Source organism: Rhizobium sp. H4 (assembly GCF_003013335.1).
Classification (GTDB): domain Bacteria; phylum Pseudomonadota; class Alphaproteobacteria; order Rhizobiales; family Rhizobiaceae; genus Rhizobium; species Rhizobium sophoriradicis.
In genome coordinates, this window is the sequence record NZ_PSOW01000010.1 from 196801 (window position 1) to 221499 (window position 24699).

Below are 24699 nucleotides of genomic sequence, written 5' to 3' on the forward strand. Positions count from 1 at the left end.
CGAAATTGCTGTCGCCAGATAAACTTACGCCGCGTATCGACCCCTCCCGCGATACGGGAAACGAAGCTGATTTCATCGATTTCGACAAGCTCATTGCCATTGCTCGCCGGCAGTGGCGGATCGTTGCGGCTTGTGCTTTCGCCTTTGCCATTCTCGGCATCGTCTATGTTCTCACGTCCGTTCCGGTTTACACGGCCGACACGAGCGTGCTGATCGACCGCAGCGACAATCAGGTCATCAATCAGCTCGCCGCGTTCGGCCAGCTGGACGACGACGAAGGCACCGTTCTCAGCCAGGTCGAGCTGTTGAAGTCGGACACGATCGCCTACGCGGTCGTCGACAAGCTGAAATTGGTCGATGACCCGGTATTCAACGCACCGAAGAACTCGCTTTTTTCTGTCGCGACGCTGAAATCCCTGATGAATTTTCGTTCCTGGTTTGCCGATGACGCGGCTGTCGCGCCCGACCCGCAAGCGAAACGGAGAGCGGCCGCAGAAACGGTCGCGGGCAATATCGATGTCGAACGCGTGGGCAAATCCTACGTTCTCGATGTCAGCTACACCTCGCAATCGCCGGACCTAGCGCGTGAAATCGCAGCCGCGATCGCCGACGTTTACATGGTCGACAAGCTCAATTCCAAATATGAGGCGACACGCCGGGCCGGCGAGTGGCTGCAGGAGCGTATCGAAGAGCTTCGGCAACAGGCGCTGGACACCGACCTCGCGGTGCAGAAATTCCGCAGCGAGCATGGGCTTGTCGAGTCAGGATCCGGCACGCTGCTCAGCGAACAGCAGCTCTCCGAGCTCAACAGCCAGTTGATCACCGCCCAGGCCGCGACGGCCCAGGCCGAGGCGAAATACGCCCGCATCAAGTCGATCATCCAGGCCAAGCAGACCGATGCGATCGTGACCGACGTGCTCGACAGCTCGATTTCGAACGATCTTCGCAAGAAATATCTGGAAGCGTCGAAGCTGGAGGCCGAGATCGAGGCACGGCTGGGTCCGGACCACGTCCAGGCCGTCCGGCTGCGCGCCGAAATGGCCGAATATGAACGGCTGATGTTCGACGAACTCAATCGTATCGCCGAGAGCTACCAGAGCGAGCTGCAGGTTGCGCAATCGCGCGAGAAATCGCTGCGCGACAGCGTTGACCAGGCAACGGGCGTGGCCGCAACGGCGGGCGAGACGCAGGTTCAGCTTCGTGAGCTCGAGCGGACGCGCGATACCTATAAGAATCTCTATCAGAACTTCCTGACGCGATATCAGGAGGCAATCCAGCAGCAGAGCTTCCCAATTACCGCCGCACGTATCATCACAATCGCGGAGACGCCGACGAAGCCGAGCGCGCCGAAGAGAAGCCTCGTTGTGGCTTTTGCCATGTTCCTGGGATGTGCATTCGGTAGCGGCATCGGCGCTTTCCGCGAATTCCGCGATCGCTTCTTCCGCACCGGTGACGATGTCAAGGACATGCTCGACGTCGAGTCTCTCGGTGTCATGCCGCTGATCGAGAACAACGTCGAGGATCCGACCCTCGTCGATCCGGGCAATCCGCGCAGCATCGCCAGGGGCGGCAAGACGACGACCTATGTCGAGGAGCATCCGCTTTCGGCATTCGCCGAGACGCTTCGAAGCGCGAAGATCGCCATCGATATCAGCGCGGCCGATCAGCGCTGCAAGGTCATCGGCGTCGTGTCGAGCCTGCCGGGCGAGGGCAAGTCGACGACAGCCATCAACTTTGCCAAGCTCTTGGCAATGCAGGGCGCGCGTTGCCTGCTGATCGACGGCGATATGCGAAATCCCGGAGCGACCCGGGCGATCGGCCGCCATGCCGAAGCCGGCTTGCTTGAAGCAATCGTCGACAACCGCCCGCTCAAGGATCTTATTCTTCTCGATCCCAAAACGAAGCTTGCATTCCTGCCAACGGTGGCGCGATATCGCGTTCCGCACTCTTCGGAGTTGCTGGCCTCGCGTGGCATGGATCAGCTGCTTGAAATGGCGCGCCAGAGCTTCGATTACATTATCGTCGACTTGCCGCCGCTCGCTCCTGTCGTCGACGCGCGCGCCATTAACCCGAAGCTCGATGCCGTCGTATTCGTGATCGAGTGGGGCAAAACCTCGCGCAAGGTGGTTCAATCGACTCTGTTGTCCGAGCCGGATCTCTACACCAAATGCGTCGGCGCGATATTGACCAAGGTCGATCCGTCGCAGATGAAGCTCTACCGGACATTCGGCTCCAGCGAATATTACTATAAGCGTTATTCGCGATACTATACCGAGTGATGCTCGCCGGTCGGCTTCTTTCACCTGCAAGGATCGTTTTCCTTATCGTCACCGCGGTCTTCGCGGTGCTGGCCGGCCGAGAACTGTATGCTTCGATCAGAACCGCCAGCATCTCGATCGTTGCCGAAAGGATCGAGCGCGGCGACACCGTCACGGATGACATCGCGGCCAGATATGCGGCCCGCGCCATCGCCGTGGTTGACGGACATTATTGCCGATCGGACATTGTCGCCGCCGGCGTCACGCTGGTTCTGGCGCAGCTCGATCGGCAGAATGTCAATATCAACTACGACGCCTGGGTTGCCGCGGCCTCGAATGCCCGCCGCTACCTCCGATATGCGCTCTCCTGCATGCCGACCAACAGCAATTTCTGGCTTCGTCTCGCCGCCGTTCAGTCGACAATTGCCGAAGAGCCGCTTGCGATTGCAGAAATGATGAAACGTTCGGTCGCTCTCGCGCCCTATGATGAGTCGATCGTTTTGACCCGGTTTTATTTCTGGAACGATTTCACCGATGCAACACTTTCGGCGGCCAGCAGCGCCGTTGACGGCGATCTGACGACGATGTTGAAACTCGGCGACCGCTGCAGGGTCAATGCCACCATGAAAGCCATCAGCCCGCAGCTCCGTCCGGTCTTCGATCGGATCTGGGCAAGTGTCGGGGAAGGGGCGACGGCGCGGTTTCGGCAGCGCTGCAGCCGGTGATTACGGCTGCAAAGCTTCGACAATTAAAGTCGGCGCCTTGAAGCGGTCTGTGGCCCATGACTGAAGAAGCTGGATGACACGGTATCAGCTTTCGTCGCCATCGAGGCGACAACGTCCGCTGCTTGTGCCGCGGGCGTTGTTTCTTGATGGTTGTCGATGATCAGACTTCGACGCCGCCGGAAACGACGTCGGTGCCGGTAATGTTGAGCGTCAGAATGCCGGCGTCCGTGTGGCCTTGGCCATCGGAGATCTTGTAGTACTGGACGGTTTCGGTGACGTGATCGCCGGGCGCAATATCCTGCGTCAGCTCATAGGTGAACTCGCCATTCGCCTTGACGTGGAACGTGCCATAGGTGCCGAGAATATCGGTAATGGCGCCGCTATTGCCGTTGACGTTCGTGCCGTCGAACTGGCGGAGGAAAAGCTGACCATTGTCGCCCGGAATGTCGTTGGCCAGCGCGTTGCCGCTGATCAGATTGCCTTCGCTGAAGCTATAATGGTCGTCGACCGCGACCGGCTTGACCTGGGTTACGCCCTGAATGTTGAGGGTGAACAGGCCCATATCGGTGTGGCCGGCGCCGTCGGAGATCTTGTAGGAAACCTTCTCCTGAAGCAGCTCGCCGTTGGCGAAGCCGATCTTGGCGGCATCGCTCAGCACATAGGTGTAGCTGCCGTCGGCCTTGACGTAGAAGGTGCCGTAATCACCCTGGATCGTGGTGACCTGGCCGGGCTGTTTGGCGCCGACGCTCTGTTGGTCGAAGGCGCGCAGAAAAAGATTGCCGTCAGATGTATCGTTGCTGAGCAGGTTACCCGAAATAACATCGGTTTCCAGAAATGTTGCAGTATCGTCGGTTGCGTGAATAGCCATGTGCCTCTCTCCTTGAAATTGATCTCCGCCGGTCATCTTTGACTTCAGCGGGTCGCCCGATTAAGTATATCTTAATACAGGGAGTCAAGCGCATGGTTAACAACAAATTGACCTTCATAGGTGTATTTTATCAATAATGACACGCTTATAATGCGCATAACGCCATGAAAGACCTAGATAATGCTGCTTTAACAATAAGTGATTGTCTCGAATTGTCATATTGTGATGGCTCTTTCTTCTCGCTGAAATAACATTTATTCATAATGAAAGATAATTAAAATGGCTGATGCTGTATTCTGTCGTGTAGCTAGCGTGTAATCACTTTGGATTATGAATTGTTTCTGCAAGTTGCGGCGGAGATTCCTGGAGGCAACGCCTATGAAATTACCATCATACAGGGATTTTCCGTGAGCGTTGTCCTCGCGCGGCGTAGGTCAGCCGAAATCCTGCTTGCTCGGGATCCGTAGCTTGGCAACTGCATCCGGCCCAGTAAGCCGGCTCGCCGCCGTGAGGCTGCAACCTTGTCGCGATGAAGTATAATTGGTACACCAAGCTGTTTATATTGATGGCGCAAGAATTATTGCCAGATATCACGCATTTTAGTGTTTCATTTTAGCAGCCGGAGAGAGGACGGCGGTTAGAAGATTTTCCATTACCTTGGGAGATCGCAGCATGACCGTCTATTACGTGAATTCACTAACAGGATCCGACAGTAACAACGGAACCGGTGAGAGTTCAGCCTTCGCGACTTTGGCTGCTGTTGAAGCCCTGAGGTTAAATCCGGGCGATAGCGTGCTGCTTGCCGCCGGAAGCGTGTTTAACGAACAGTTCGACCTGAAATATTCCGGCAGCGTCAGCGCTCCGATCACCATCGGCAGCTATGGCATTGGTGAGGCGCCGGTCATTCGCAGCAGCAATGACGGGATCCACGGCTCCAAGGCGTCGAATATCATCATCGAGAACATCAAGATCGCCGATACCGGCGCCAACGCGATTTATGCCGGCAATGTCTCGAACTGGACCGTGCGCAATGTCGAAGTGTCGAATACCGGCCTTTCCGGAAAGCCGGGGTCGGTCAGCTTCCAGAGCAGCCAGAACATCACCATCGAGAACAGCACATTGATCGGCGTGCATTCCGACGGCATCTGGATGGACAAGGTCAAGGGCGTGACCCTCGTCAACAATACGGTCACCAACAGCCAGGGCAGCGCTGCCGACGCCATCCAGCTCAACGACAGCAGCAATATCCTGGTCAAGGACAACCATCTGGAGCAGACCGAAACCAACAGCGCCAAGGGTGTGCTGGTGCTGATCCGGGCGCAGAACGCCGTGGTCGAGGGCAATACGCTGGTGGGCGGCGGCTTCGGGCTAAGTGCGCAGGCGGGCACGAACATCGCCATCCACGACAATGACATCTCGGGATATGGCGGCTACAGCTGGTCCTACGGCATCGGCCTCGGCGATCAGGGCAACGCGATAAACTACGATATCAGCGGCAATTATCTGCACGGGGGCGTTTACGGCGTGCTGATCAGTGCGATCGGTAATCCCGCCTATATCCGCGAGAATATCGTCATCCATGACAATGTTTTCGACGATCTGTCGTCGTCGGCGCTGAAGGTCGACAAGCCGGCATCGGGCTCCTTCTACGACAATATCATCGACAGCGCCGTGCAGACGCTGACGATACCCGCCACAATCGCCGCCCAGAACACGTTCACCATCGGCGAAAGCAAGACGCTCGAGCAAGCGCAGGCCGAAATCGACAGCGCCGCCGGCAGCACGACCGGCGATACGCAGGTCAGCTCTCCTGCGCCTGTCACGGAACCGCTGGTCGCCACCCCGCCAGCCGCCATCCAAAAGATTGTCGCCGTCCATGACAGCCTGAAGATCACGGAAGATACCGGCAGCGCCTTTCACGGCAACCTGCTTGAGAACGACCGTGCGAGCAACGGCACGATACTGCTTCGCCGGTTCGGCGACAGCGCGGTCGACAAGCACGGGCTGACGCTGACCGGGAAATACGGCGTCATTCACGTGGAGAAGGATGGCGATTACAGTTACACGGTCGATGCCGCCAAACTCGCCGGCCTCAGCGGCAAGGTCAGCGAATCCTTCCTATACAAGATCTCCGATGGCGCCTCCCATATTGACGCCGACAGCTTGAGCGTCTCCATCAATGTCGACACATTCCACAGCAGCCAGAGCTCGCACTTGCTTTCCTGAGGTTGAGGCGGCCCCGGCATGTCCCCGCCGAGGCCGCTCGATTGCCGTCCAAGTTGGGACGGGTTCCGTCTGCCGGACCGATGAGAGCGGCAAAATGTTCCGCCATGGCCAGATAAATCGAACTATAGATTGCATTTATAGTTAACATGGTAGTAGATACCGAAGCTAACGCGCCACGCTTTCGCCGCTTTGGACCCTTATTGGGCGACTTGCGCTTTTCACTTGCTTGCGACGGCATGTTTATCGTACCGTTAAAGTTAGGGCCTCTGAAATTGTTCGTGATAAATTTGTATTTTCGGTCACGTTTCGGTGGGATTCATGTAGTAGTGTAGGAGCGTGCCAACGGGTTCGGCGAGGGTGCCGGGTCCGAGGGCAGCCATGTCAATGATCGGGCCTGAGGGGCCTGCAACTGCAGTGCGGACCGGCGTATTCGCTGCGTCCGCGTGCGGCAGGAGAGGATTGCTTCGTGTTTCAGAGTTCAACAGCTGACGTCAATGAACCGTCCAAAGCCTTGCGGAAATGCAAAAGCGGACTGATCTTCATTGGCATAGCCAGCGCGCTTATCAATATCCTCTACCTTACAAGTTCATTTTTTATGCTTGAGGTGTATGACAGGGTTATTCCCAGCAAAAGCATACCGACGCTCGCCGCGCTGGCGATTCTTGCGTTAACGCTTTACGCCTTTCAGGGAGCCTTTGAGGTTCTCAGGAGCAGAATGCTCGTTCGTGTTGCCGGTGCGCTCGACGAGATGATGAACGGGCGGGTGTTTCGGGCGCTCATCAAGGCGCCGCTGAAGGTCAAGATCGGCGGCGACGGGCTGCAGCCCCTTCGCGATTTCGATCAGATCAGAACCTTCCTGTCCGGCATGGGTCCGACGGCGATGTTCGATCTGCCCTGGCTTCCCTTCTATATCGTCATCTGTTTCCTGTTCCATCCGGCGATCGGATATATCGCCATCGGCGGATCGCTGGTGCTCGCCATCCTGACTTTCCTGACCAACCAGGGTACGCGTACACTCTCTAAGCAGCAGTCGGAAGCCGCCAATATGCGCAACGCTTTTGCGCAGAGCTCGATCCGCAACTCCGAGGTCATCCACGCCATGGGCATGGCAGGTACCATGGCCGAGATCTGGGATCGCAGGAACGGCGAGTACCGGCAAATCACCCGGCAGGCATCGGATGTCGGTAACGGATATGCGACGCTGTCGAAGATTTTCCGTATCGCTCTGCAATCGGGAACGCTGGCGACCGGCGCCATCCTCGTCATTCAGGGGCAGGCCTCTTCGGGCATCATCATCGCCGGCTCGATCCTGACATCCCGGGCTCTGGCGCCCGTGGAAGCGGCGATCGGAAATTGGCGCGGTTTCGTGTCCGCCCAGCAGAGCTGGGGCCGGCTGTCGAATCTGCTGAAGACAATTCCGGAGATCCCGGCTCCGCTGACGCTTGCGGCGCCTTCCAAGCAGGTCACGGTCGAGGGTGTGGCCAGCGGACCGCCGTCCGGCCAGCGGCTGGTCATTTCCGATGTCAGCTTCGGTCTGCGCGCAGGCAGCGCGCTCGGCGTCATCGGCTACAGCGCCTCGGGCAAGTCGTCGCTGGCGCGGGCGATGATGGGCATCTGGCCGACGGTGAGGGGCTCCATTCGCCTGGATGGCGCGGCACTCGACCAGTGGGACGGCGACGCCCTTGGCCGCCATATCGGTTACCTCCCGCAGGACGTGGAGCTTTTCTCCGGCACCGTCGCGCAGAATATCTGCCGCTTCGCCAAGGAGATGTCGCCGGAGGCCGTGGTTGCGGCGGCGAGGGCTGCGCGCGTTCATGATCTCATCCTGCGTCTGCCGAACGGTTACGAGACCGAAATCGGCGAGGGCGGTGCGGCGCTTTCGGCCGGTCAGAGACAGCGTATCGCCCTTGCGAGAGCGCTTTACGGCGAGCCGTTCCTGGTCGTGCTCGACGAGCCGAATTCCAATCTCGATGAGGAAGGCGAGCGGGCGCTGAGCGCTGCGATCATGAGCGTGCGGGCACGCGGCGGCATCGTCGTCGTCATCGCGCATCGCTCCGGCGTTCTCGCCGTATGCGACTTCGTGCTGATGATGCAGGAGGGCAGAATGATCGCATTCGGCCCCAAGGAAGAAGTTCTGGCGCGGGTCAGCCGGCCTGAGGCGACGCGCACTTCGATTTCGGAACGCGTGGCTCAGCTCAAGGTCGTGGTCGAAGGTAATGCGGCCGAATAGGCCGGAAGGACGATGATGAGCAAAATCACCAATGAATCAAAGCGGTCCCTCAACCGTCACGTCGCCGTTGTCGGCGCACTGTCTCTCGCGCTGGTGTGCGGCATAGGCGGTTGGGCGGCGACGACCGAGCTTTCCAGCGCCGTCATCGGCGAAGGCGTGGTCATCGTCGACGGCGACGTCAAGAAGATCCAACACCCGACCGGTGGCATTGTGTCGAAACTCCTGGTCGCCGAAAACGACCATGTGTCGGCTGGACAGGTGTTGATACGGCTCGATGGAACGACGACGAAAGCGCAGCTCTCGATCGTCGAAAGCACGCTGGCGCAGCTTTATGCGCGTCGTGCCCGTCTCAAGGCTGAACGGATCGGCGCCGATTCGTTCAAGGTCGAGGAAAACATCAGCGATCTGATGACATCCAGCGCTGCCGCATCCAACAAGGCGGCGTCCAGAAATGCCGCACAGGACCTTCTCGACGGCGAACAGAAATTGTTTGACAGCCGCAGGTCGGCGCTCGTCGGAATGAAGAGCCAGTTGGCGTCGCGCAAGGATCAGCTGGCCGAGCAGATCAAGGGTCTGGTCGTTCAGATCAACGCCACCAATGATTCCCTCAGCCTGATCGAACAGGAACTGGAAGGCGTCGATGCGCTCTACAAGAAGGGACTGGTCACACTGCAGCGCTTGAACGCGCTCAAGCGTGCACGCGCCGACCTTCAGGGCAATAGCGGCCAGGAAATCGCCGCAAAGGCGGAGGCCGAAGGCAAGGCGATCGAAATCGATCGCCAGTCGATCCAGCTGGACGAGGATCGCCGTTCGGAGATTGCCAAGGAACTGACCGATGTCGAGGCGAAGATCGCCGAAAATGAAGAGCGCCGTGAAACCGCGCTCGATCAGCTCCGCCGTCTCGATATCACCGCGCCATTGAGCGGCAGGGTCCACGAACTTGCCGTTCATACGATCAACGGCGTCATTGAGCCGGGCCAGACGCTGATGCTCGTCGTTCCCGAAAACGACGATCTGACCGTCCAGGCGAAGGTCGCCACCCGCGATATCGACCAGCTCCATGTCGGGCAATCCGTCGATGTGCGTTTCAGCGCCTTTGATCAGCGCACGACGCCGGACGTGCGGGCGGTGATCACCTCGATTGCGCCCGATACCGTCAAGGATGAGCGAACCGGGATCAGCTACTATCCCCTGCGCGTCAAGCCGGAGGCGCAAAGTATCGCGAAGCTGAAGTCGATCAAGCTTTATCCCGGCATGCCGGCCGAGGTCTTTATCAAGATTGCCGATCGTACCGTCATCTCCTATCTCACCAAGCCGCTGACCGATCAGATGCAGCACGTCTTCCGTGAGGAGTGACCGGCGGCTTCTGCGCGCCGTTGCTGCATATCGCAACCTCTCAGGCAAGCTTTGGCCATCCGGCTGGAGGCAAAGCTTGCCTTGCACCGTGCTTGGGGTGACGGATAGCTCCCGCCGCGATAGGGTCTCTTCATGATATGTTTGCGGCTTTGGCGAGCGGTGCCGACGGAGAGGCGACTGGCATGGGCGTGGGTTCTGCTTTTGGCCTGCCTCGTCATGGTTTCATCGACCGGGGAGAGTGATGCCGAGGACCTTCCGCCGGTGAAAATCGTGGCTTTCGGAACATCGCTGACGGCGCGCGGGGGATGGCAGGCCGGACTGGAGGCAAAGCTTGCCGCCTGCCTGCAGAGACCGGTCAGGGTCGACAGCGTCGCCAAGAGCGGCGAGACGTCGGCCTGGGCTTTGAGCCAGCTGGACCGCGTCGTTGCCGAAGAGCCGGATATCATTCTGATCGAGCTCTACGCCAATGACGCAACATTGCACCGGCTCGTGTCGCTGGCGCAAAGCCGGAAGAATATCGGCGACATTCTCGATCAGCTTCATCGGCGCCTGCCGCGCGCGCGGATCATCCTCATGGCGATGAACCCGTTTTCGGGACTGCGGGGACTGATCCGTCCCTTCGTCGGCAGTTATATCTCGGCCCATCAGGCGGAGGCACAGAAGCGCGGTTTGGAGTTCGTCGACAACCGGCCGGGCTGGGAGCGCCTAAGCGCGGACGATCGGGCCGCCGCAATTCCCGACGGCGCGCATCCGCGGCCGGAAACTGCTACGAGGATCATCGTGCCCGCACTCCTCGGACACATTGCCGGCCGCGATTGCGGAGAATGAATCTCCGCCTCCTCAACGGCGTCTGCGGCCGGTCGCGGGCTCAGCCTGCCGCGAGATAACCCTTCAAATAGTTGACCAGCGACGTCCGGCCGACATCGGACGGATCTTCATGAGAGGGACTGCTGAGGTCCTGCAGGAGATAATCTTTCAGTTCGTCATCGTCATGCGCGACATAGATGCCCGGCCGGTCGACGAGCTGGCTGACGGTCGCCAGCTGATGATCGTTTCGGTGTTCACCAAGGGCTGCCTTGCGGGGAACGAGGATAATCGGCTTGCCGAAACGTTTCGCCGTGAGCACGGTGCCGATGCCCGCGTGAGAAACGATGACGCTCGCCTCGCGAAACATCCTGTCGAAGTCGGCAGGTTCGATATTCTTGATCCATTTCATGTTCTCAGGCGTGTAGGTGCCTTTGCCGATCTGCGCCAGAACCGGCCTGGGCAACTCTTTGGCGAAGGCATCGACCGCCTTGACGAGGCGGTCGAACGGCAGCTGGGTTCCGACGGTGACCAGGATCAAAGGACAGCTCCTGCGTAATGCGGGCCGTCCGGCCGCGACAGATGTTGCCATTGCGTGAGCCAGAGCGTGGCAATATGGCCGGCCAGTTTCCCCGAAAGGGACAGTTTCTCGACATTGGCGACGCTATCGATCCAGATCGTGCGCTTGCCTGTCAATTTGCCGGCAAGCAGGCAAAAAAGCCCGGGCGCGGCACCAGTGGAGATGATGACGTCAGGCCTGTGCCTGATGACTATGGCGAAAGCGCTGAAAAAACACCGGATCGACATGGTGATCGAATCGCGGCTGCAATCGGGAAGGACCAGTCCGTCCCGAATGTCGTATTTGGAAAGCAGTCCCGGGATGGTGGTAGCAAAAATGATGTCGCAGCCCTCGAAGGCGCTGCGCATGGTCATCAGCTGTTCCCAATGGCCGCCCCCTGACGACGCAGCGAGAACCTTCAATTTTTTCTCAGCCATAGACAGGCTTCTCCTATGTTTGACCGATGATTAGAGGCAAGACCATTCCACCGAAACCGTGGCTGTAGCACGGCAGTTTAATCGAATTCTAACATCATTGGCCGGCAGGTCGAGCGCATGGGTCGGGAAAATCTCAATTCGGGGCAGTGGCTCACCTGACATACTTATAAACGGATCCCGCCATCGGCACTGCCTGAAGCGCCATCTTGGCCAAAATCGGCAATAATGTTCCTGATATCATCAATATAGCGATCATGAATGCAAACCATGGCCCGTGATAGGGCAGGATCTTCACATAGACACCCTTGGCTATTCCAATGAAGATCGTATTGAGCAGATAGATCACCATCGAATTCTGGCCGAACCAGAGAAGGATCTTGTCGTTTTCGAAAATCGGCAATCTGACCAGAGCATGCAGGAACGGGATCGACGCCGCCCCACATAGAAGAAGCCAATAGGGGAAGCTCCGGCCGATATAAAGCGCGGCCGCGAAAACGATCAGCCAGACGACGATATATTTGGAGAATATATTGAGCGCGTAGGCGGAGTATTTGCAGCTCAGCATGCCGGCGGCGAAGAATACGAAATAGCTTAGAATTCGCGCGACATAAAACCTCTCCGAAGCGGGGATGAAGTAGATCGCCAGCGAGAACAGGAAAAGGATGCCGATCTGCCGGCCGCTCAGCCGCCACAGGATGGGTGTCAGCACCGAATAGACGAAAAGCACCAGAAGGTACCAGATCGAAATGGTCGGGTTGTTCGGGCTGTTCGAAATTACCGCCCATGGCCCCTGCCAGAAGCCGCTGACGCCATCGTCGACGTGAATGAACATCTCGGCGAACTGCTTGCCGAAGACGTTGATCAGGCACATCACGATAAACGGGATCAGCAGCCGGTCAAACCGCTTGGCGAAGAACGCGCCGAAGTTCCGGTCAAGCGCGTTGTGCGCGCCGGTGAAAAAGAACACGAAGCCGCTGAGATACATGAAGAAGGGCATGTGGAACGTGTAGATCGCCGCTTTCGTCGCCTGGTACCATGCCTGTTCGCCAAGCGTGCCCTGCATGACGAGGTGGCCGTAGACGACCAGCAGGATGCCGAGGCCTTTGCCGCGCTCGATATCCAGCAACTTTTCGCGTTCGACGCTGACCGTGGCTCTCTTCGATTCCGGCACGGCCATTGGGGCGCTGGTCATTGCCTACTCTCCTGAAACGGGTTGTGAATGGTCGAAGCTCCGCCGCCCGGCCGATCTTCTCGAGAGAAGCCGCCGCCGACGCGGCGGGACAATGGGTTCCGTCGTCATGGGCAAGACGGAGACGAGGACCGGCCATAGACCGATCGGCGCGAGCATCATTCCCGCTTCGGTCATCGCGCCGATCATGACAAGAAGGATCAGGGCGACCTCTTTTGCCTGGACGGTCTGAAGCTGATGGCTCTTGTAGACCGCGGCAATCTTCTTGAAGATCCGCGTCAACAGGAAAGCGATCCAGCAGAGAAAGCCCGGAATACCGATGTTGAGACAAATCTCGAGGTAGGTGTTGTGCAGCGAGCGGACGGTGTGGCCGAGACGGACATATTCCTCGACAATGTCGGCCTGCCGGAACGTGGCGAAGCCATAGCCGAAGATCGGCCTGTCGTAGATCAGCGGGATCACCTGTTCCCAGATATCGGAGCGGCCCGACAGCGTCAGGTCCTTGCCGAAAGCTTCCGCGACGGCTTGGGCGACGCCGAGATAGGCGATCGATCCGGCGACGCCGATGAGGAGGCAGAGGAAGAGCACGATGAAAGCGCGGGCCATGCTGTGCCTGACGCTTTCCATCATCTTCAGGCCGAAAATCGTCGCGAGACCGATCGCCACCATGACGACGGCCGTCGACGACAAGGAGACCACGACAAGGAGCAGGGTCAGCAGGATGGCGAAGCTTCTCAGCAAGCCGCTGTAGCGCAGCCTGGGGGAGGGCAGGCGATGGGAAATAAGCACGATAAAGCAGATCGCGCAGAACTGTCCCATTGTATTCTTGTGATAAAACAGCCCCTTCACGGCGCCAGCCAGCGAGCCGCCCATGATCCCGAAACGCGGGAAGGCGGCCGTATAGAGGACATTTGCGAAGGCGGAGAAAACGGCAAAATTGGCAAGGAGACGTAGGGTTTCCTCGTTGCCGTAGCGCAGTCGAAAGAGCAGGGGACCGAGCGCCAGCAGACCGACGGCCGCGGCGCCGCGAACGGAGGCGCCGAAATCGAGCGAACCGGCGAATGACACTACGATCGCAAAGATCACGGCACAGACAAGGGGTGAAATGCCGCGGAAAAAGGCGAGGAAGCGGTTCGGTTCAAGAAGACAATAAAGGCCGATCAACGGGATCAGCGAATAAAGCATCAGCTTCTGAGGAAGCGGATCAACAGACACGCCTTCGTCGAAATTCGCAGGATAACCATACCACATGCCGGTGGCCCGGAGCAGTGCGAGGTAGAATATGCCCGTCAGGAGCAGACGGACGAGCGTCTCCTTTTTTATGCCGTGGCGCGGCCGTGCGCGGGTGGCCGGCCGCAGGCCGATATCTCCGTCTCGAACATAGGTAGGGCTGACACTCATCCGAGGACGCTCCTGCAAACAGTATCAGAGGGCGGCATTGGGCTTATATTCCTGGTATGCATGTCCGAGGATGCCGTTGACCATGCCGGCGCCGCGCAGCACGTGGGTGAGCGCCCGCATGCCCCAATAGGGTGAAATCGCGATTGCCGGCAGCATGGCCAACCCGAGTATCACTCTCGAGGCGCCATAGGCGGCGCGATAGAGCCGGCGCTTGAGATTGCCGTGCAGGACCTCACTGACGGCGAAAGTGTTGCCGAGCCGGTATTGCCGCTGCAATACCCACTTCCAGGTCATACGGCTGGCAGGAACGATATCATAGACGAGCGCCTTGTCAGCCCAGAAAACCTGCATACCGCGGCGAATGGCCTGATTGAAGAAGAGATAATCGGTGCCCCCGGTGAAGCGCATCTTCTCTTCGAAACGCAGATTCCACGAGCGGATCAGCGGATAATCGAACATGACGTTGTTCGAGGCCGCATAGGAAATGCGTTGACCGTCCTTGTTCTTCTTGCGCTCGAAAACCTTCGCCTTGATGAAATATTCCGGCGGGTTGTCGGGATAGACAGGCTGGACGGGGCCGTAGACGCAGTCGGCGCGGTTTTTCTCCCGGGTCTCAAGCATTGCATCGAGCCAGCCATCGACCGGCCATTCGTCATCATCGAGAAAGCAGAAGAGGTCGGTGCCGGCAGGAGCTGAATCCATGGCGCGGTTGCGCGCAAAGGGTATGCCCTGGTTCGGCTCGACGACATAGATCAGATCATAGGCGCCCGTCTGGTCAAAGCCTTCGACCGTGGCTCTTGCACTGCCGGCCGCATCATTGTCGACGATTACCATGGTCAAATGATAGGGGCGAGCCGGATGCCTGGTCTGGCGTGTCATCACATCTAGCAGCTTGGCGATCCCGTCCAGCCGCCGGTAGGTCAGCACACCGACGGCGATGTTCAACGCCGACATGCCTGGCTGATCGGCTTTAGCCGATGAATGCGGGAAGGTGTCTTGCCGGTTCATGACTGTCCTCCGCGCAACATATTTCCCAGTCGCTTGCGCACGGCCATCAAGGCCACTTCGGTTGCGGCATCCTGACCGAAGGGACCGCCGGCGACGGTGTTTCGGGCTTCGCTGCGGAGCTTGAGCAGCGATGTCGTTTGCGCAATACCGCCGGCCACCAGACTCTTGCCGAGCGCCTGCAGCCCGTCATAACGGCGCGCCAGTTCCAGCCCGGTGGCGATCATGATCCGCGGGCGAAGCGTCTTTGCCCTGCTCGTGCCCGTGTAGCGGTTCGACGCATGAATGCGTTGGAATGTCAGCGGCGTCTCGACGATGGCGCCGCGGCCGAGATATGCTGCCGCGAACTTGATATAATTGTCGCTGAGAACGACATCCGTCGCCACGGACATCGGCAATATCTGAGACAGCAGGGCGCGGCGGAAACTCAAGCCGGATGTCGGCACCGGAAGCGAAGGAAAACCGCCTTTGCGCAACGTCTCCCGCTTGTCGAACAGCGTCACCTGCAGCTCCACGGGAGGCTGGTCGTCTTCTTTGGTCGTCACACGGTCGAAGCACCAGTCGATCTCGTTGCGGTCATAGATTTCGGCAATGCGCGCCAGTTTGCCGGGAAGGAATGCGTCGTCGGCGTCGAGGAGAAAGAGGATATCCCCGCTCGCCGCGTCAAAACCGGCATTGAAGCTCGAGGCCTGGCCGCCGTTTTCCTTCAGCACGGACCGAATGCGCGCGCCGTAGGAAGCGAGGATCTCCCTGGAATCATCCGTGGAGCCGTCGTCGACCACGATGACCTCGAAGTCCGGATAGTTCTGCGACAGAACGCTGTCGATGCATGGGCGCAGGAATTGCCCATAATTGAAATTGTTGATCAGCACCGAGAGTTTCAAATTACCGTCTCCGACAGCGCCGCGTCTTTTGAAACGCGCAAAGGACGCTGTAATGCTTTGAGGTGCCGCATGACTTATCCTCTAATTGTTTCTGATTTAAGGAAGCATGCAGCTGGCCAATCGATTACCGCGCCAGGGTCCCAGGCGCGTATCGGCGAATTCCGGCGCGGTAGCCGCGCATATAGTAATATTTCCAGATCGCCCAAAAACGCGTCTTCGATCGCGGCAGGAGATAAAGCAGGGCTGCACGGAAGGCCCATTGCGCGCTTTCGATCCAGGTTCGAAGCGGAACTCCGCTTAATCTGACACCTCCGGGCACCTCGTCGGGAAAGAGCGCCGGCATGCCGTAGCCAAGCCGCTCACCTCTTTTCTGCACCCAATCCTCAGTGACGCTGGATGCCGGTATCCAGTGATGAACCACGGCTTCGGCGCATCTATAGGATTTGACGCCATTTGCCGCGAGGCGAATGATGATTTCGGCATCCTCGCCCATGGCAAAAATCTTTCCCGGAAGAGGACCGATATCTTCGCGATAGCGCACGCTCGTTCCAAGCAGCTCCCGCCGGATGATCGTATTCGGACCCCAGACTTTTGTCGGATCACACGGTCCGCTTTGTGTTTCATCGACAATCGCAAAGGTGGATCCCATCGGAATCCATTCGATAAAAGGGTCTTTAGGCTCTTTTTCCCAATCGGGGACGATTCTGCCGCCGAAGACGCCATAACCCGGATGGGCGAGGGCGCAATCGACGATCGCCTTCAGCCAGTTGGGTTCGGCGCGAACATCGTCATCCGTAAAGACGATGAGATCGCCCTTCACCCGGTCCAGAGCCAGGTTCAGCGCCCCCGACTTACCCGGCGTGGGGTGCTGCAGGATGATGATGGGCAGCTTGTCGCTATAAGATTTCAAAAGATCAAACGTGTCGTCATTGCTGTTGTTGTCAACGGCAATTAGTTCCCATTGATCATGAGGAAGCTCCTGCCTCAATAAGGAATCCAAAGTGTGGCGCAACCGGCGGCTGGCGCCGTTGTAGGATGAAAAGAGTACGCTGACGAAGAGATCCGACATCATTTACCAATCCTTGTGGTGAGGTCGAAAGAGAAAAGCCGCATGTTTTGCCCGCCGAAACGCTCTGCTGCCCACATCAAAGCGGCAATCTTTGAGGTATTTTCCGATAGCGTTGGTATATTTTCGTAAGAACCTTCGCGATCTCGGCTTCAATGCCGATCTCTGAACGACCCCCAACTACCCATAGCAATACGTGAACGCCGCAATAGACAATTCCACCAACAGAAATCATCCACGCCAACGCATAGGCCGCATCAAGGTGACTGGAAATCGGTGCGGAGTTCGCGCCCAATCCCAGAACGACCGCTGTCATCGCAAGGCCACTGACCCACGAACGCCAGGTGACGCTAAGTTGATCCCACAATGTCAATCCGGTGAGTTTCTTAACTACATAGATATTGACGATGGAAACAACGACCCCACCAGATATTGCTCTGGATATGAGCAAGCCGGGCAGCCCATAGAAATATAAGCCGATAAACACAATTGGCACTCTGAACATCAGGAGAAGGAGCGTCCTGTTGAAGAGCATCTTTGTCTCGCCAAGGGCGGAAGCGAGCGCATTTGCCGGGCCAAAGACAATCTGCCAGCCCAAGATCGGAGCGATAACCTGAATTACGAGTACCGCTACGGGCCAATGCGGTCCCAGAGCAAGATACACAAAGGGCTCGGCAACCAAAGCTTGGCCAGCGCCGACAGCCATGCCGATCGCGAAAAGTGAGGACTGGCTCCGTTGAAACGCGCTCTGAACGCGTTGCTTGTCATCGGATATTTTCGCAAAACTCGGGAATAGAACGCGCTGTAGGGGCAAAATTGCTGATTGAGTTATCAAGCCTGCAGTATTGTTTCCAACGTTATAGGCGCCAAAGGTGGCGATTCCGAGCCACCCGCCGGCCAGGAAGTTATCAAATCGGTTGCCTACAGCTGAGACGGCTTGGTTCAGCGTCAGCCATATGGAAAAGTGTAGAAGCTTGGATAGCGATCGGAAGGAAATTTTTGGGACGTAAGGTGACGCCATAAACGTCATGGCCGTTCCGACAACGCTCGCTGCTACCGCTCCCGCGACGATTGCCCAGTAGCTATCGGTTAGATAGGCCCATGCGACGGATACGATGAATTGTATCGTGAAATTGAGCCCCTCTTGGAAGGCGACTGTCCCGAAGCTCAATTCTTTAGAGTAAATGATGTACTTCGGGCTTCCGAGGCCCGTTAGCAACGGTCGAACTGCCAAACCCGCACATACACCGATTAGCCGCTCATCACCGTAAGCTTCGGCCATTATGTAGCCGCTTACCACCATAACAGCTGCAAGCAAGACGCCTCTGATCGCCCCTAAGGTAAAGGCTGTGTGGAAATCATCGTCCGTGATTTCCTTTTGATGAATTAGTGCGCTGCCGAGGGATAATTCCGTTATTGCAAGCAGAATCGTTAAAAGGCTCGTTCCCAATGCAACCAGCCCGAAGTCCTCCGGGGATAGAAGGCGAGCAAGGACGACGGTCGTCGCGAGGAAAACAGTGCGATTATAAATCACACCAAAGAGCAAGATCGCCGACGCATTTAGCGCTTTTGCCCCGATTTTTTCGTTCTTCTGGCCAGCCAAGTTTGCATTCTCCAATTGAACAACGAGCCCTTGCTCAAGACACAAATTTTTCGACTGTCCTGATCGCCTCTTGCATCCTTAGAAGCTTCTCGTCGAACAAAGCCTGTCCACTTAAGTATTGAGGAGATTTCATAGCCTGTCCCAACGCCCGCCTCGCGTTAGCTTTGCATAAGGGTTTAGTAATCCGAGCAAATTTTGAAACTGCCTTTCTAGTATGCTGTATGCTCTTCGTAAGATGGTGTAGTTGTTCATAGCTCGGCGAAAATCGGCGGCTTAGGTAATCTAAGTACATTTTCCTATCTTGCCCCGGCCGAATTGTATCTGTGCCGTGGATGCCGAATTTCTTCATGTTCCCGCGAAGGCCTTGGTAGTAAATAAAATCATCTGCGCTTATCGACGGCAGTGATATCGGTCTGTAATCAAGGCCCATTGAATACGTCCAGTCTTTCCATTTGAATTCATCAATGTGAGGATGAATCGTAACGGGAATCCACGGGATTCTCATTGTGTCTGCGACGATAGCGCCATGCATGGCTTCAGTTATGACCAGCTTTGCCTCGCCGAACTTCCTCAAAATCTCGAGTGTATCTGTTTGGGGGCTGACATATTCCATGCCCAGTTCCGTCGCGATCGGTTCCCACGAACCTCTTTGAAGTGACGATCTATGCGGCATGAATATGATTTTTTCAGGCTTGTCCTGTTTTGTGTAGAGATTCTGGGTCAGGGCCAGCAGGATTGCCCCGTCAGTGACCGAGAGATTCGGCTGACCCAAGACCGCAGCCGATAGGGGGCCTCTGACCGCCGCCAGGCACCAGGCGGACATATCGGACGGGGGCGTTCCGTAAGATACTCCGGTACCTAAAACCGCTATTTTCCTGTCGCCGCCGACAAACTTCTCCAGGCGCTCTGAGGTGAGAATGCTTCCAATGCCAACGACGGTTAGATCTGGTGATTCCAAGACATTTTTCGGCAAAACCTCCTTCCAGATATAAGCATTCAGATCGTCTCCAAAATTGAACTTCGGATCTTTGAAATAGAATACGTCCATGGAGAGGGTCCTATGCGTTCTTGAATTTGTTTGCGATTTTCTTGGTGATCGCGCGGGTTAGAATTCTCAGGGGAATATCCGCGTTCGAAAAATCGCCAAATATAGCGCGAACTAGAGTGACATGGTTTCCTGATACCATATGGTGGTGACATGCTCGCTCTGTGGATAAGCGGAGGAGTGCCTTTTTCCTCGCTAAAAGAAGGTGCCTTGCCGATTTGTCGGTTGCGACCCTTTGGTCTTTCATCAGGCGGGCTGTCGCTTCAACCTGATCCCGATAGTCGACTACCGTGCGGCTCCATCCTGAGGATCTGGTCGTATAGATATAGCCAGGTTCCCTCAAAAGCAGCATGCGGCCCGTGTGCAGAAGAATGTTGACGTAAATAAGAAAATCTTCTCCGTGCCGCCGCTCTGTTGGGTAAGCTATATCGTGTTCGATGAGGAATGAACGCCGATAGAGTGGTTTCAAAAGCCCATAGTCAGCTTCTGTTGCGTAAGGGCGCGCTTGACGTAGGAAAGCATGAAGATCGACCAGTTCCTCTTTTGGAGTCGTGGACAGGGCGGGCTTCCCCATCTCTCCGGATTGGGCATCAAAATAAAGGAAGTTGTCGGCTGCGAAATCCACAGAGTGCCTTTCGGCAGCTTCAACCAGTCGGCTTATCCGTCCAGGCGCATAAGCATCATCGGCATCAAGAACCGCTATCCATTTTCCGCTAGCAGCTCTAATAGCCTCGTTGCGGGCGGCCGAGGGGCCGCTGTTTTTTTGGAGACGAGTAATCCTAATGCGGTTGTCAGAAGCCATCATTTGGCGGACAACGTCGACTGTATCATCGGTGGAACAATCGTCCGCAACAATGACTTCAAGGGCGGGGTGATCCTGAGTCAAAGCTGACATAATCGCACGCCGAATAAAGCTGGCGCAATTGAAGGCAGCTATGATGACAGAAACTTCTACACAATCATCTGACGTCGTCATTCTTGCACCGTCAGTCGGTCCATGGAACGAGACCCCGGTTGCTCAGTGATGCGGTTGAATGATTGAAGCAGTGCGCGTGTCTGCTTTTCTTCGTTGAATTCTTCTTCGACAATCCGACGCCCCTGCAATCCCATCGCTTGGATTAGGTGAGGACTGATGATCAATTGCTCCATCGCGCGCGATAGAGCCTCCGTGTCGCTTTCTGGTACGAGCAGACCTGATTGCTTGTGACTGACTAGTTCTGGAATACCGCTGTGTTGGGTACTGATAACGGCAATTCCCATTGCCATAGCTTCCATGATTGACACGGGTATGCCTTCCATATCCCCATCGGCAGCCGTAACGCTTGGCAGTACAAAGATATGTGCTTGACCTAAAAGTCGTCTGATCTCTTGGTGAGCCATGCCGCCGTGAAAATGAATCCGGTCTGCACACCCCAAATCCTGAGCGAGGTTGCGCATGTCGTCGAGCAGCGGTCCGCTGCCAATGACGTCGAGCGATAGATCCAGATCTGGCCGTCGAGACACAAGCTGAGAAAAAGCCTCAATAGTGAAACGATGTCCTTTCTTCTCTGTCATTCGCCCGATTGTTATAAGGCGTATTTTCTCACCCGGGACGATGCTTCTGGCCTTGCAGCCAAACGCCTCGCAATCGATCCCAAGGCGGATCGTCTTCACTTTCTCCGGGGGGGCGCCAAGGTCGATCAAGCGGCTGCGCCACAGATCGCTGATCGGAATCAAGAGGTCAGATTGTTCAAAAAGCTCGCGATAGACCCGCGGGGATCGACCGTCCATATATTGTGTGAGGTCATACCCATGAAAAACAGTCGTTATTGGAGCGTCAATGAGCCCGAGCCTTTTCAGATGCGCGACGACGCGTCCCGCCGGTCCGAAGTGGCAATGGATGACTTTCGCCGTTGCGCCGTCTGATCGAAGTTTGGCGGCGATACTGAATTTCAATGAGATCGGCAAATTGATCTCACCGTCACGAGAAGTGAGGAGGCGCCAAAGCGCGCGTATTTTTCCGCGTGAGAGAAGCTCAGCCGCCCCCTTTGCCATGATTGCTATCCGGACTGAGCGTCTCTTAACCGCTGTCACATATCGAATGCGATCGGCAAATCCATAATTTTCTGGCAAAGTCGATATATTGTCGATCGGTCGGCTCAAAGCGACAACGTCAATATCGGCGCCTAGATTCCCGAGAGCTTTCATCTCGTTAAAGACGAAGGTTTGTGTCAGCTCGGGAAAAGACAGAGAGAAGTACGTAACTTTCAAGTTATTCCTCGTCTATGATATTGGTTCTGCGGCGTGGTTGTGAGCCAGGCCCTTCAGCCTAGTTGTCGGCTTCGACGTGGCTAGCGGTACTAAAGCCATCCTCTTCAAAATGCTTAGCCACCGGCGCGAACCCCCAGTTCAGACGCATGGGCGCGAGCACCGCGCTGCTTTATAAATTGATGTAAGATGCCTTGTCGTAGGGACTGTTTCCAAAGCAACCTGAAGCGTGTTTCACCAGAAGGCAGTCTGCGAAACAGCGAACAGACAGGTGCCATTGCGAGCCAGAGAAGGGCAGTGCTTGCTGGAACGCCAGCGATTTTTCGTTTTCTATCGAAGAGCGCCGAGCGGAGCACCACCATACCCATTCCATAGCGCTCGGCGCGCGCTATTGCCCAGTCTTCCTCGACATAGGTTGACTTAATGATGTGACGGACTTTTGGGCGGCGGGAATGGTAGGCTTTTGCCCCGGCGCCCTCCAGCCGCATTGCGAAGGCGGTATCCTGCCCCATTGGATACTGTTTAACCGATGCATTTGGCCCTAGATTATCGTGCACCACATAGCCTGATCCGATAATGGCGCGGCGGAACGCTGAATTTGGACCAAAAATATATCCGGCTAAGGTGGGGCCTTCCTCGAGGCTCTCGTTCAGGGCATAGAGGATGGCTGCGCGATTATCCTTCAGAAGCCACGGAAATCTTGGCGGGCTTTCCCACTCGGGTAAAATAAGTCCTCCGAATATGCTGAATTCCGGCTGTTCTTCAGAGAGGCGGATGAATTGGTCGAGCCAATCCGGATCCGGAATGACGTCGTCGTCCGTTAAAACGACGAGGTCGCCCTCCAAGTGGCGAAACCCCAGCGCCAACGCGCTTTCCTTCCCCTGCTTCTGCTCAAAATACACCTCGAGCGGGAGACGGTCCTTGTAAGAGTCCAGAATCTTGGCCGTATCGTCCGTGCTGTTGTTGTCGACCGCGACGATCTTCCAACGACCTGGCGGAAGTGTACAGGCGCAGAGTGCATCCAGCATGCGCGGAAGCGTCCTTGCACCATTGTAGGTAGAAAACAACACGGTGATTTTAATACCTGTCATATCATTCCTCGGAGACACTGCGCCTAATCTGGAAAGCTTCAATTATTCGCCTGCTGCCTTAAATGCATCCGATGACTCATTCGTCGCCATGCGGCCGTAACGCGAAATGATCTTGATGTCGCTGCGGATTATCTTTGCCGGGTTGCCGGCGACGAGCGAGCGCGGCGGCACGCTCTTGGTCACCACCGAGCCCGAGCCGATGACGCACTCATCGCCGATTTCGACGCCGGGCAGAATGATGCTGCGGGCGCCGATGAAGCAGCGTTTGCCGATCCTCGTGTGCAGATAGAGGCCGCGCGTGAGGTCGTGGGTCAGGATCGCGGCTTCGAAGGCGACATAGGTCTCAGCGCCGATATGCAAGCCTTTCGGGTTGGTCTTATCGAAGCGCACGCTTAAGGAAAAGCTTGCCGTCGGATCGATGTCCATTCCCCAGAATTTCGTATAGTAGAGCCACTTGGCCCTGACGATTCCGTTCCGCAGCGGCCGAAATACGTTCAGTCCCCACTTCGGCTTCTTTCCTATCTGCACCATCAAGTCCGACCCCGGCTGGAAAATTCGTCTAGCACGGAACTGTAATAGTCCTCGAGCATCCCCGTTTGTCGACGTATGTCGAAGCGCTCGGCCACCAGAAGCGGTGCCCGCGCGCTGAAGGTTGTCCACAGGGCCTGGTCGTTGAGCAGCTTTCCAACCGCTTCCGCCATTCCCGCGACATCCCGCTCCTCCACGAGATAGCCAGTTTTCCCCTCCTCGATCGCTTCGCCCACGCCTCCCGAGCGAAATGCGACGACCGGAGTGCCGACGGCCTCGGCCTCAAGATTGGCGAGGCCGAACGCTTCTGCGTGACCATTGTCGAGGGTCACGCTGCCGTGGAGATAAAGCTCTGCACTGGCCAGCAGATCCCTTATCTCAGTCTGCGACAGATTTTCATGGATCGTGACGCTTGGCAAGGAACGACGCGCTAGCGCCTCGATTTCCTCTTTCAGCGGTCCCTGACCCACCATGACGAATTCGACCGGCGTGCCGGTCGCCGCCACACGCGACAGCGCGTCGATCATGAAGCGGTGGCCCTTATAGTCGACGAAACGGGCGATGGAAACCACCAGTCCCTTTTTTCGGGGGCGAGGTTCCATTTTGAAGAGATCGAGATCGATGCCGATGTGGTGGCGATAGACGCGGTCGGCACGGAAACCGAGCGCCAGCAGCCGGTCGCGGATGAAATCGGAAACGGCGATGTTCCAGCTGTTCCAACCGGCCATCTCGCTCCGGCCCTTGGCGAAGAAGCGCACCTGATTGAAGCCGCCCGGTTTTTTCGGATCGCCGCGATAGGTGGCGTCGAAGCCGTGAAACGTTGTGACGAGCGGCTTGCCGGCGGCCCGCGCCAAGGGACCGATGACGTAGCCGTTCTTGCCGAAATGCGCGTGAACCAGATCGGCCCGGCCGATCGCGGGAAAGAGCGAAGGCAGGCCGACCTGTGGAATTTTCAACAGCAGTTCACCGGCCCGCGCGATCGGGGACCGGCGGATGTCGTGAACCTTAACAGTGGATTTTTTTGTGTGGGCCGAGGAAATTCGCGTACCGGCAAGAATTTCCGCCTCGAACGAACGAAACGCTACCGCTTGATTGAGGACAAATGCCTGGCTGGCAGGCAGAAATTTTTCCACATAAATAACTGCCTTTTTCATGAATCTGTCGACGTCTCCGTTGT

General features: G+C 56.9%; 21 protein-coding genes. 6 read left to right on the top strand and 15 right to left on the bottom strand.

What is annotated here, in order from left to right:
• Nucleotides 1-5 precede the first annotated feature (5 nt).
• Nucleotides 6-2279, top strand: a complete 2274-nt coding sequence (locus C4N04_RS17455; protein WP_077989908.1) for a polysaccharide biosynthesis tyrosine autokinase — start codon at nucleotides 6-8, stop codon at nucleotides 2277-2279.
• Nucleotides 2279-2983: a hypothetical protein gene (locus tag C4N04_RS17460; protein WP_096762244.1), complete on the top strand. Its 705-nt coding sequence runs from the start codon at nucleotides 2279-2281 to the stop codon at nucleotides 2981-2983. The genes C4N04_RS17455 and C4N04_RS17460 overlap by 1 nt, the downstream gene beginning before the upstream one ends.
• Nucleotides 2984-3143: 160 nt before the next feature.
• Here C4N04_RS17460 and C4N04_RS17465 read toward each other — a convergent pair whose 3' ends face one another.
• Entirely contained in the window at nucleotides 3144-3851 is a 708-nt protein-coding gene (locus C4N04_RS17465; RefSeq protein WP_106796607.1) for an Ig-like domain-containing protein, read from the bottom strand.
• A 672-nt stretch (nucleotides 3852-4523) separates the two neighbouring features.
• On the opposite strand from C4N04_RS17465, the gene C4N04_RS17470 reads away from it, so the two are divergent.
• The 4 genes from C4N04_RS17470 to C4N04_RS17485 all read left to right on the top strand — a co-directional run bounded on the left by C4N04_RS17470 (nucleotide 4524) and on the right by C4N04_RS17485 (nucleotide 10491).
• Nucleotides 4524-6077, top strand: coding sequence for a right-handed parallel beta-helix repeat-containing protein (locus C4N04_RS17470; RefSeq protein WP_106796608.1), 1554 nt, complete (start codon nucleotides 4524-4526; stop codon nucleotides 6075-6077).
• 466 nt (nucleotides 6078-6543) lie between these two features.
• Complete coding sequence (locus C4N04_RS17475; protein ID WP_077989912.1) at nucleotides 6544-8307, top strand: type I secretion system permease/ATPase; 1764 nt, start codon at nucleotides 6544-6546, stop codon at nucleotides 8305-8307.
• 15 nt (nucleotides 8308-8322) lie between these two features.
• Entirely contained in the window at nucleotides 8323-9663 is a 1341-nt protein-coding gene (locus tag C4N04_RS17480) for an HlyD family type I secretion periplasmic adaptor subunit (RefSeq protein ID WP_077990034.1), read from the top strand.
• Between the two features lie 132 nt (nucleotides 9664-9795).
• Entirely contained in the window at nucleotides 9796-10491 is a 696-nt protein-coding gene (locus C4N04_RS17485) for an SGNH/GDSL hydrolase family protein (protein ID WP_106796609.1), read from the top strand.
• Between the two features lie 40 nt (nucleotides 10492-10531).
• Here C4N04_RS17485 and C4N04_RS17490 read toward each other — a convergent pair whose 3' ends face one another.
• From C4N04_RS17490 to C4N04_RS17555, 14 genes are all read right to left on the bottom strand, one after another.
• The gene (locus C4N04_RS17490) at nucleotides 10532-11008 is read right to left on the bottom strand and encodes a glycosyltransferase (RefSeq protein WP_009994997.1); all 477 of its coding nucleotides are present in this window, start codon (nucleotides 11006-11008) and stop codon (nucleotides 10532-10534) included.
• Nucleotides 11005-11463, bottom strand: coding sequence for a polysaccharide biosynthesis glucuronosyltransferase (locus C4N04_RS17495; protein WP_009994998.1), 459 nt, complete (start codon nucleotides 11461-11463; stop codon nucleotides 11005-11007). The genes C4N04_RS17490 and C4N04_RS17495 overlap by 4 nt, the downstream gene beginning before the upstream one ends.
• 151 nt (nucleotides 11464-11614) lie before the next feature.
• Nucleotides 11615-12655, bottom strand: a complete 1041-nt coding sequence (locus C4N04_RS17500; protein WP_077989913.1) for an acyltransferase — start codon at nucleotides 12653-12655, stop codon at nucleotides 11615-11617.
• Nucleotides 12656-12658: 3 nt separating this feature from the next.
• Complete coding sequence (locus C4N04_RS17505) at nucleotides 12659-14053, bottom strand: O-antigen ligase family protein (protein ID WP_096768908.1); 1395 nt, start codon at nucleotides 14051-14053, stop codon at nucleotides 12659-12661.
• Nucleotides 14054-14077: 24 nt separating this feature from the next.
• Nucleotides 14078-15061: a glycosyltransferase family A protein gene (locus tag C4N04_RS17510; protein ID WP_106796610.1), complete on the bottom strand. Its 984-nt coding sequence runs from the start codon at nucleotides 15059-15061 to the stop codon at nucleotides 14078-14080.
• Nucleotides 15058-15942: a glycosyltransferase family 2 protein gene (locus C4N04_RS17515; RefSeq protein WP_009996567.1), complete on the bottom strand. Its 885-nt coding sequence runs from the start codon at nucleotides 15940-15942 to the stop codon at nucleotides 15058-15060. The genes C4N04_RS17510 and C4N04_RS17515 overlap by 4 nt, the downstream gene beginning before the upstream one ends.
• Before the next feature lie 124 nt (nucleotides 15943-16066).
• Nucleotides 16067-17011 carry a glycosyltransferase family 2 protein gene (locus C4N04_RS17520; protein WP_106796623.1) on the bottom strand — a complete coding sequence of 315 codons (945 nt, stop codon included), beginning with the start codon at nucleotides 17009-17011 and terminating at the stop codon, nucleotides 16067-16069.
• Between the two features lie 76 nt (nucleotides 17012-17087).
• Nucleotides 17088-18611, bottom strand: coding sequence for a lipopolysaccharide biosynthesis protein (locus C4N04_RS17525; protein WP_225881412.1), 1524 nt, complete (start codon nucleotides 18609-18611; stop codon nucleotides 17088-17090).
• Between the two features lie 34 nt (nucleotides 18612-18645).
• Nucleotides 18646-19659 (bottom strand): polysaccharide pyruvyl transferase family protein, encoded by a 1014-nt coding sequence (locus C4N04_RS17530; RefSeq protein ID WP_009996572.1) that lies wholly within the window; start codon nucleotides 19657-19659, stop codon nucleotides 18646-18648.
• 10 nt (nucleotides 19660-19669) lie between these two features.
• On the bottom strand, nucleotides 19670-20632 hold the full coding sequence (locus tag C4N04_RS17535) for a glycosyltransferase family 2 protein (RefSeq protein ID WP_009996573.1): 963 nt from the start codon (nucleotides 20630-20632) through the stop codon (nucleotides 19670-19672).
• Nucleotides 20629-21906, bottom strand: a complete 1278-nt coding sequence (locus C4N04_RS17540; protein WP_077989917.1) for a glycosyltransferase — start codon at nucleotides 21904-21906, stop codon at nucleotides 20629-20631. Before C4N04_RS17540 ends, C4N04_RS17535 begins: the two co-directional genes overlap by 4 nt.
• A gap of 113 nt (nucleotides 21907-22019) precedes the next feature.
• Nucleotides 22020-22994, bottom strand: a complete 975-nt coding sequence (locus tag C4N04_RS17545) for a glycosyltransferase (RefSeq protein WP_077989918.1) — start codon at nucleotides 22992-22994, stop codon at nucleotides 22020-22022.
• A 42-nt stretch (nucleotides 22995-23036) separates the two neighbouring features.
• Complete coding sequence (locus tag C4N04_RS17550) at nucleotides 23037-23525, bottom strand: acyltransferase (protein ID WP_106796611.1); 489 nt, start codon at nucleotides 23523-23525, stop codon at nucleotides 23037-23039.
• On the bottom strand, nucleotides 23525-24676 hold the full coding sequence (locus C4N04_RS17555; RefSeq protein ID WP_039621504.1) for a glycosyltransferase: 1152 nt from the start codon (nucleotides 24674-24676) through the stop codon (nucleotides 23525-23527). Before C4N04_RS17555 ends, C4N04_RS17550 begins: the two co-directional genes overlap by 1 nt.
• Nucleotides 24677-24699 lie beyond the last annotated feature (23 nt).

Bases quoted from the DNA above. Each gene is read 5' to 3' on its own strand.
- C4N04_RS17505 (WP_096768908.1), bottom strand. From the start codon at position 14,053: ATGAGTGTCAGCCCTACCTATGTTCGAGACGGAGATATCGGCCTGCGG.
- C4N04_RS17465 (WP_106796607.1), bottom strand. From the start codon at position 3,851: ATGGCTATTCACGCAACCGACGATACTGCAACATTTCTGGAAACCGAT.
- C4N04_RS17470 (WP_106796608.1), top strand. From the start codon at position 4,524: ATGACCGTCTATTACGTGAATTCACTAACAGGATCCGACAGTAACAAC.
- C4N04_RS17460 (WP_096762244.1), top strand. From the start codon at position 2,279: ATGCTCGCCGGTCGGCTTCTTTCACCTGCAAGGATCGTTTTCCTTATC.
- C4N04_RS17545 (WP_077989918.1), bottom strand. From the start codon at position 22,994: ATGACAGGTATTAAAATCACCGTGTTGTTTTCTACCTACAATGGTGCA.
- C4N04_RS17480 (WP_077990034.1), top strand. From the start codon at position 8,323: ATGAGCAAAATCACCAATGAATCAAAGCGGTCCCTCAACCGTCACGTC.
- C4N04_RS17535 (WP_009996573.1), bottom strand. From the start codon at position 20,632: ATGACGACGTCAGATGATTGTGTAGAAGTTTCTGTCATCATAGCTGCC.
- C4N04_RS17550 (WP_106796611.1), bottom strand. From the start codon at position 23,525: ATGGTGCAGATAGGAAAGAAGCCGAAGTGGGGACTGAACGTATTTCGG.
- C4N04_RS17495 (WP_009994998.1), bottom strand. From the start codon at position 11,463: ATGGCTGAGAAAAAATTGAAGGTTCTCGCTGCGTCGTCAGGGGGCGGC.
- C4N04_RS17520 (WP_106796623.1), bottom strand. From the start codon at position 17,011: ATGTCGGATCTCTTCGTCAGCGTACTCTTTTCATCCTACAACGGCGCC.
- C4N04_RS17530 (WP_009996572.1), bottom strand. From the start codon at position 19,659: ATGGACGTATTCTATTTCAAAGATCCGAAGTTCAATTTTGGAGACGAT.
- C4N04_RS17510 (WP_106796610.1), bottom strand. From the start codon at position 15,061: ATGAACCGGCAAGACACCTTCCCGCATTCATCGGCTAAAGCCGATCAG.
- C4N04_RS17485 (WP_106796609.1), top strand. From the start codon at position 9,796: ATGATATGTTTGCGGCTTTGGCGAGCGGTGCCGACGGAGAGGCGACTG.
- C4N04_RS17500 (WP_077989913.1), bottom strand. From the start codon at position 12,655: ATGACCAGCGCCCCAATGGCCGTGCCGGAATCGAAGAGAGCCACGGTC.
- C4N04_RS17555 (WP_039621504.1), bottom strand. From the start codon at position 24,676: ATGAAAAAGGCAGTTATTTATGTGGAAAAATTTCTGCCTGCCAGCCAG.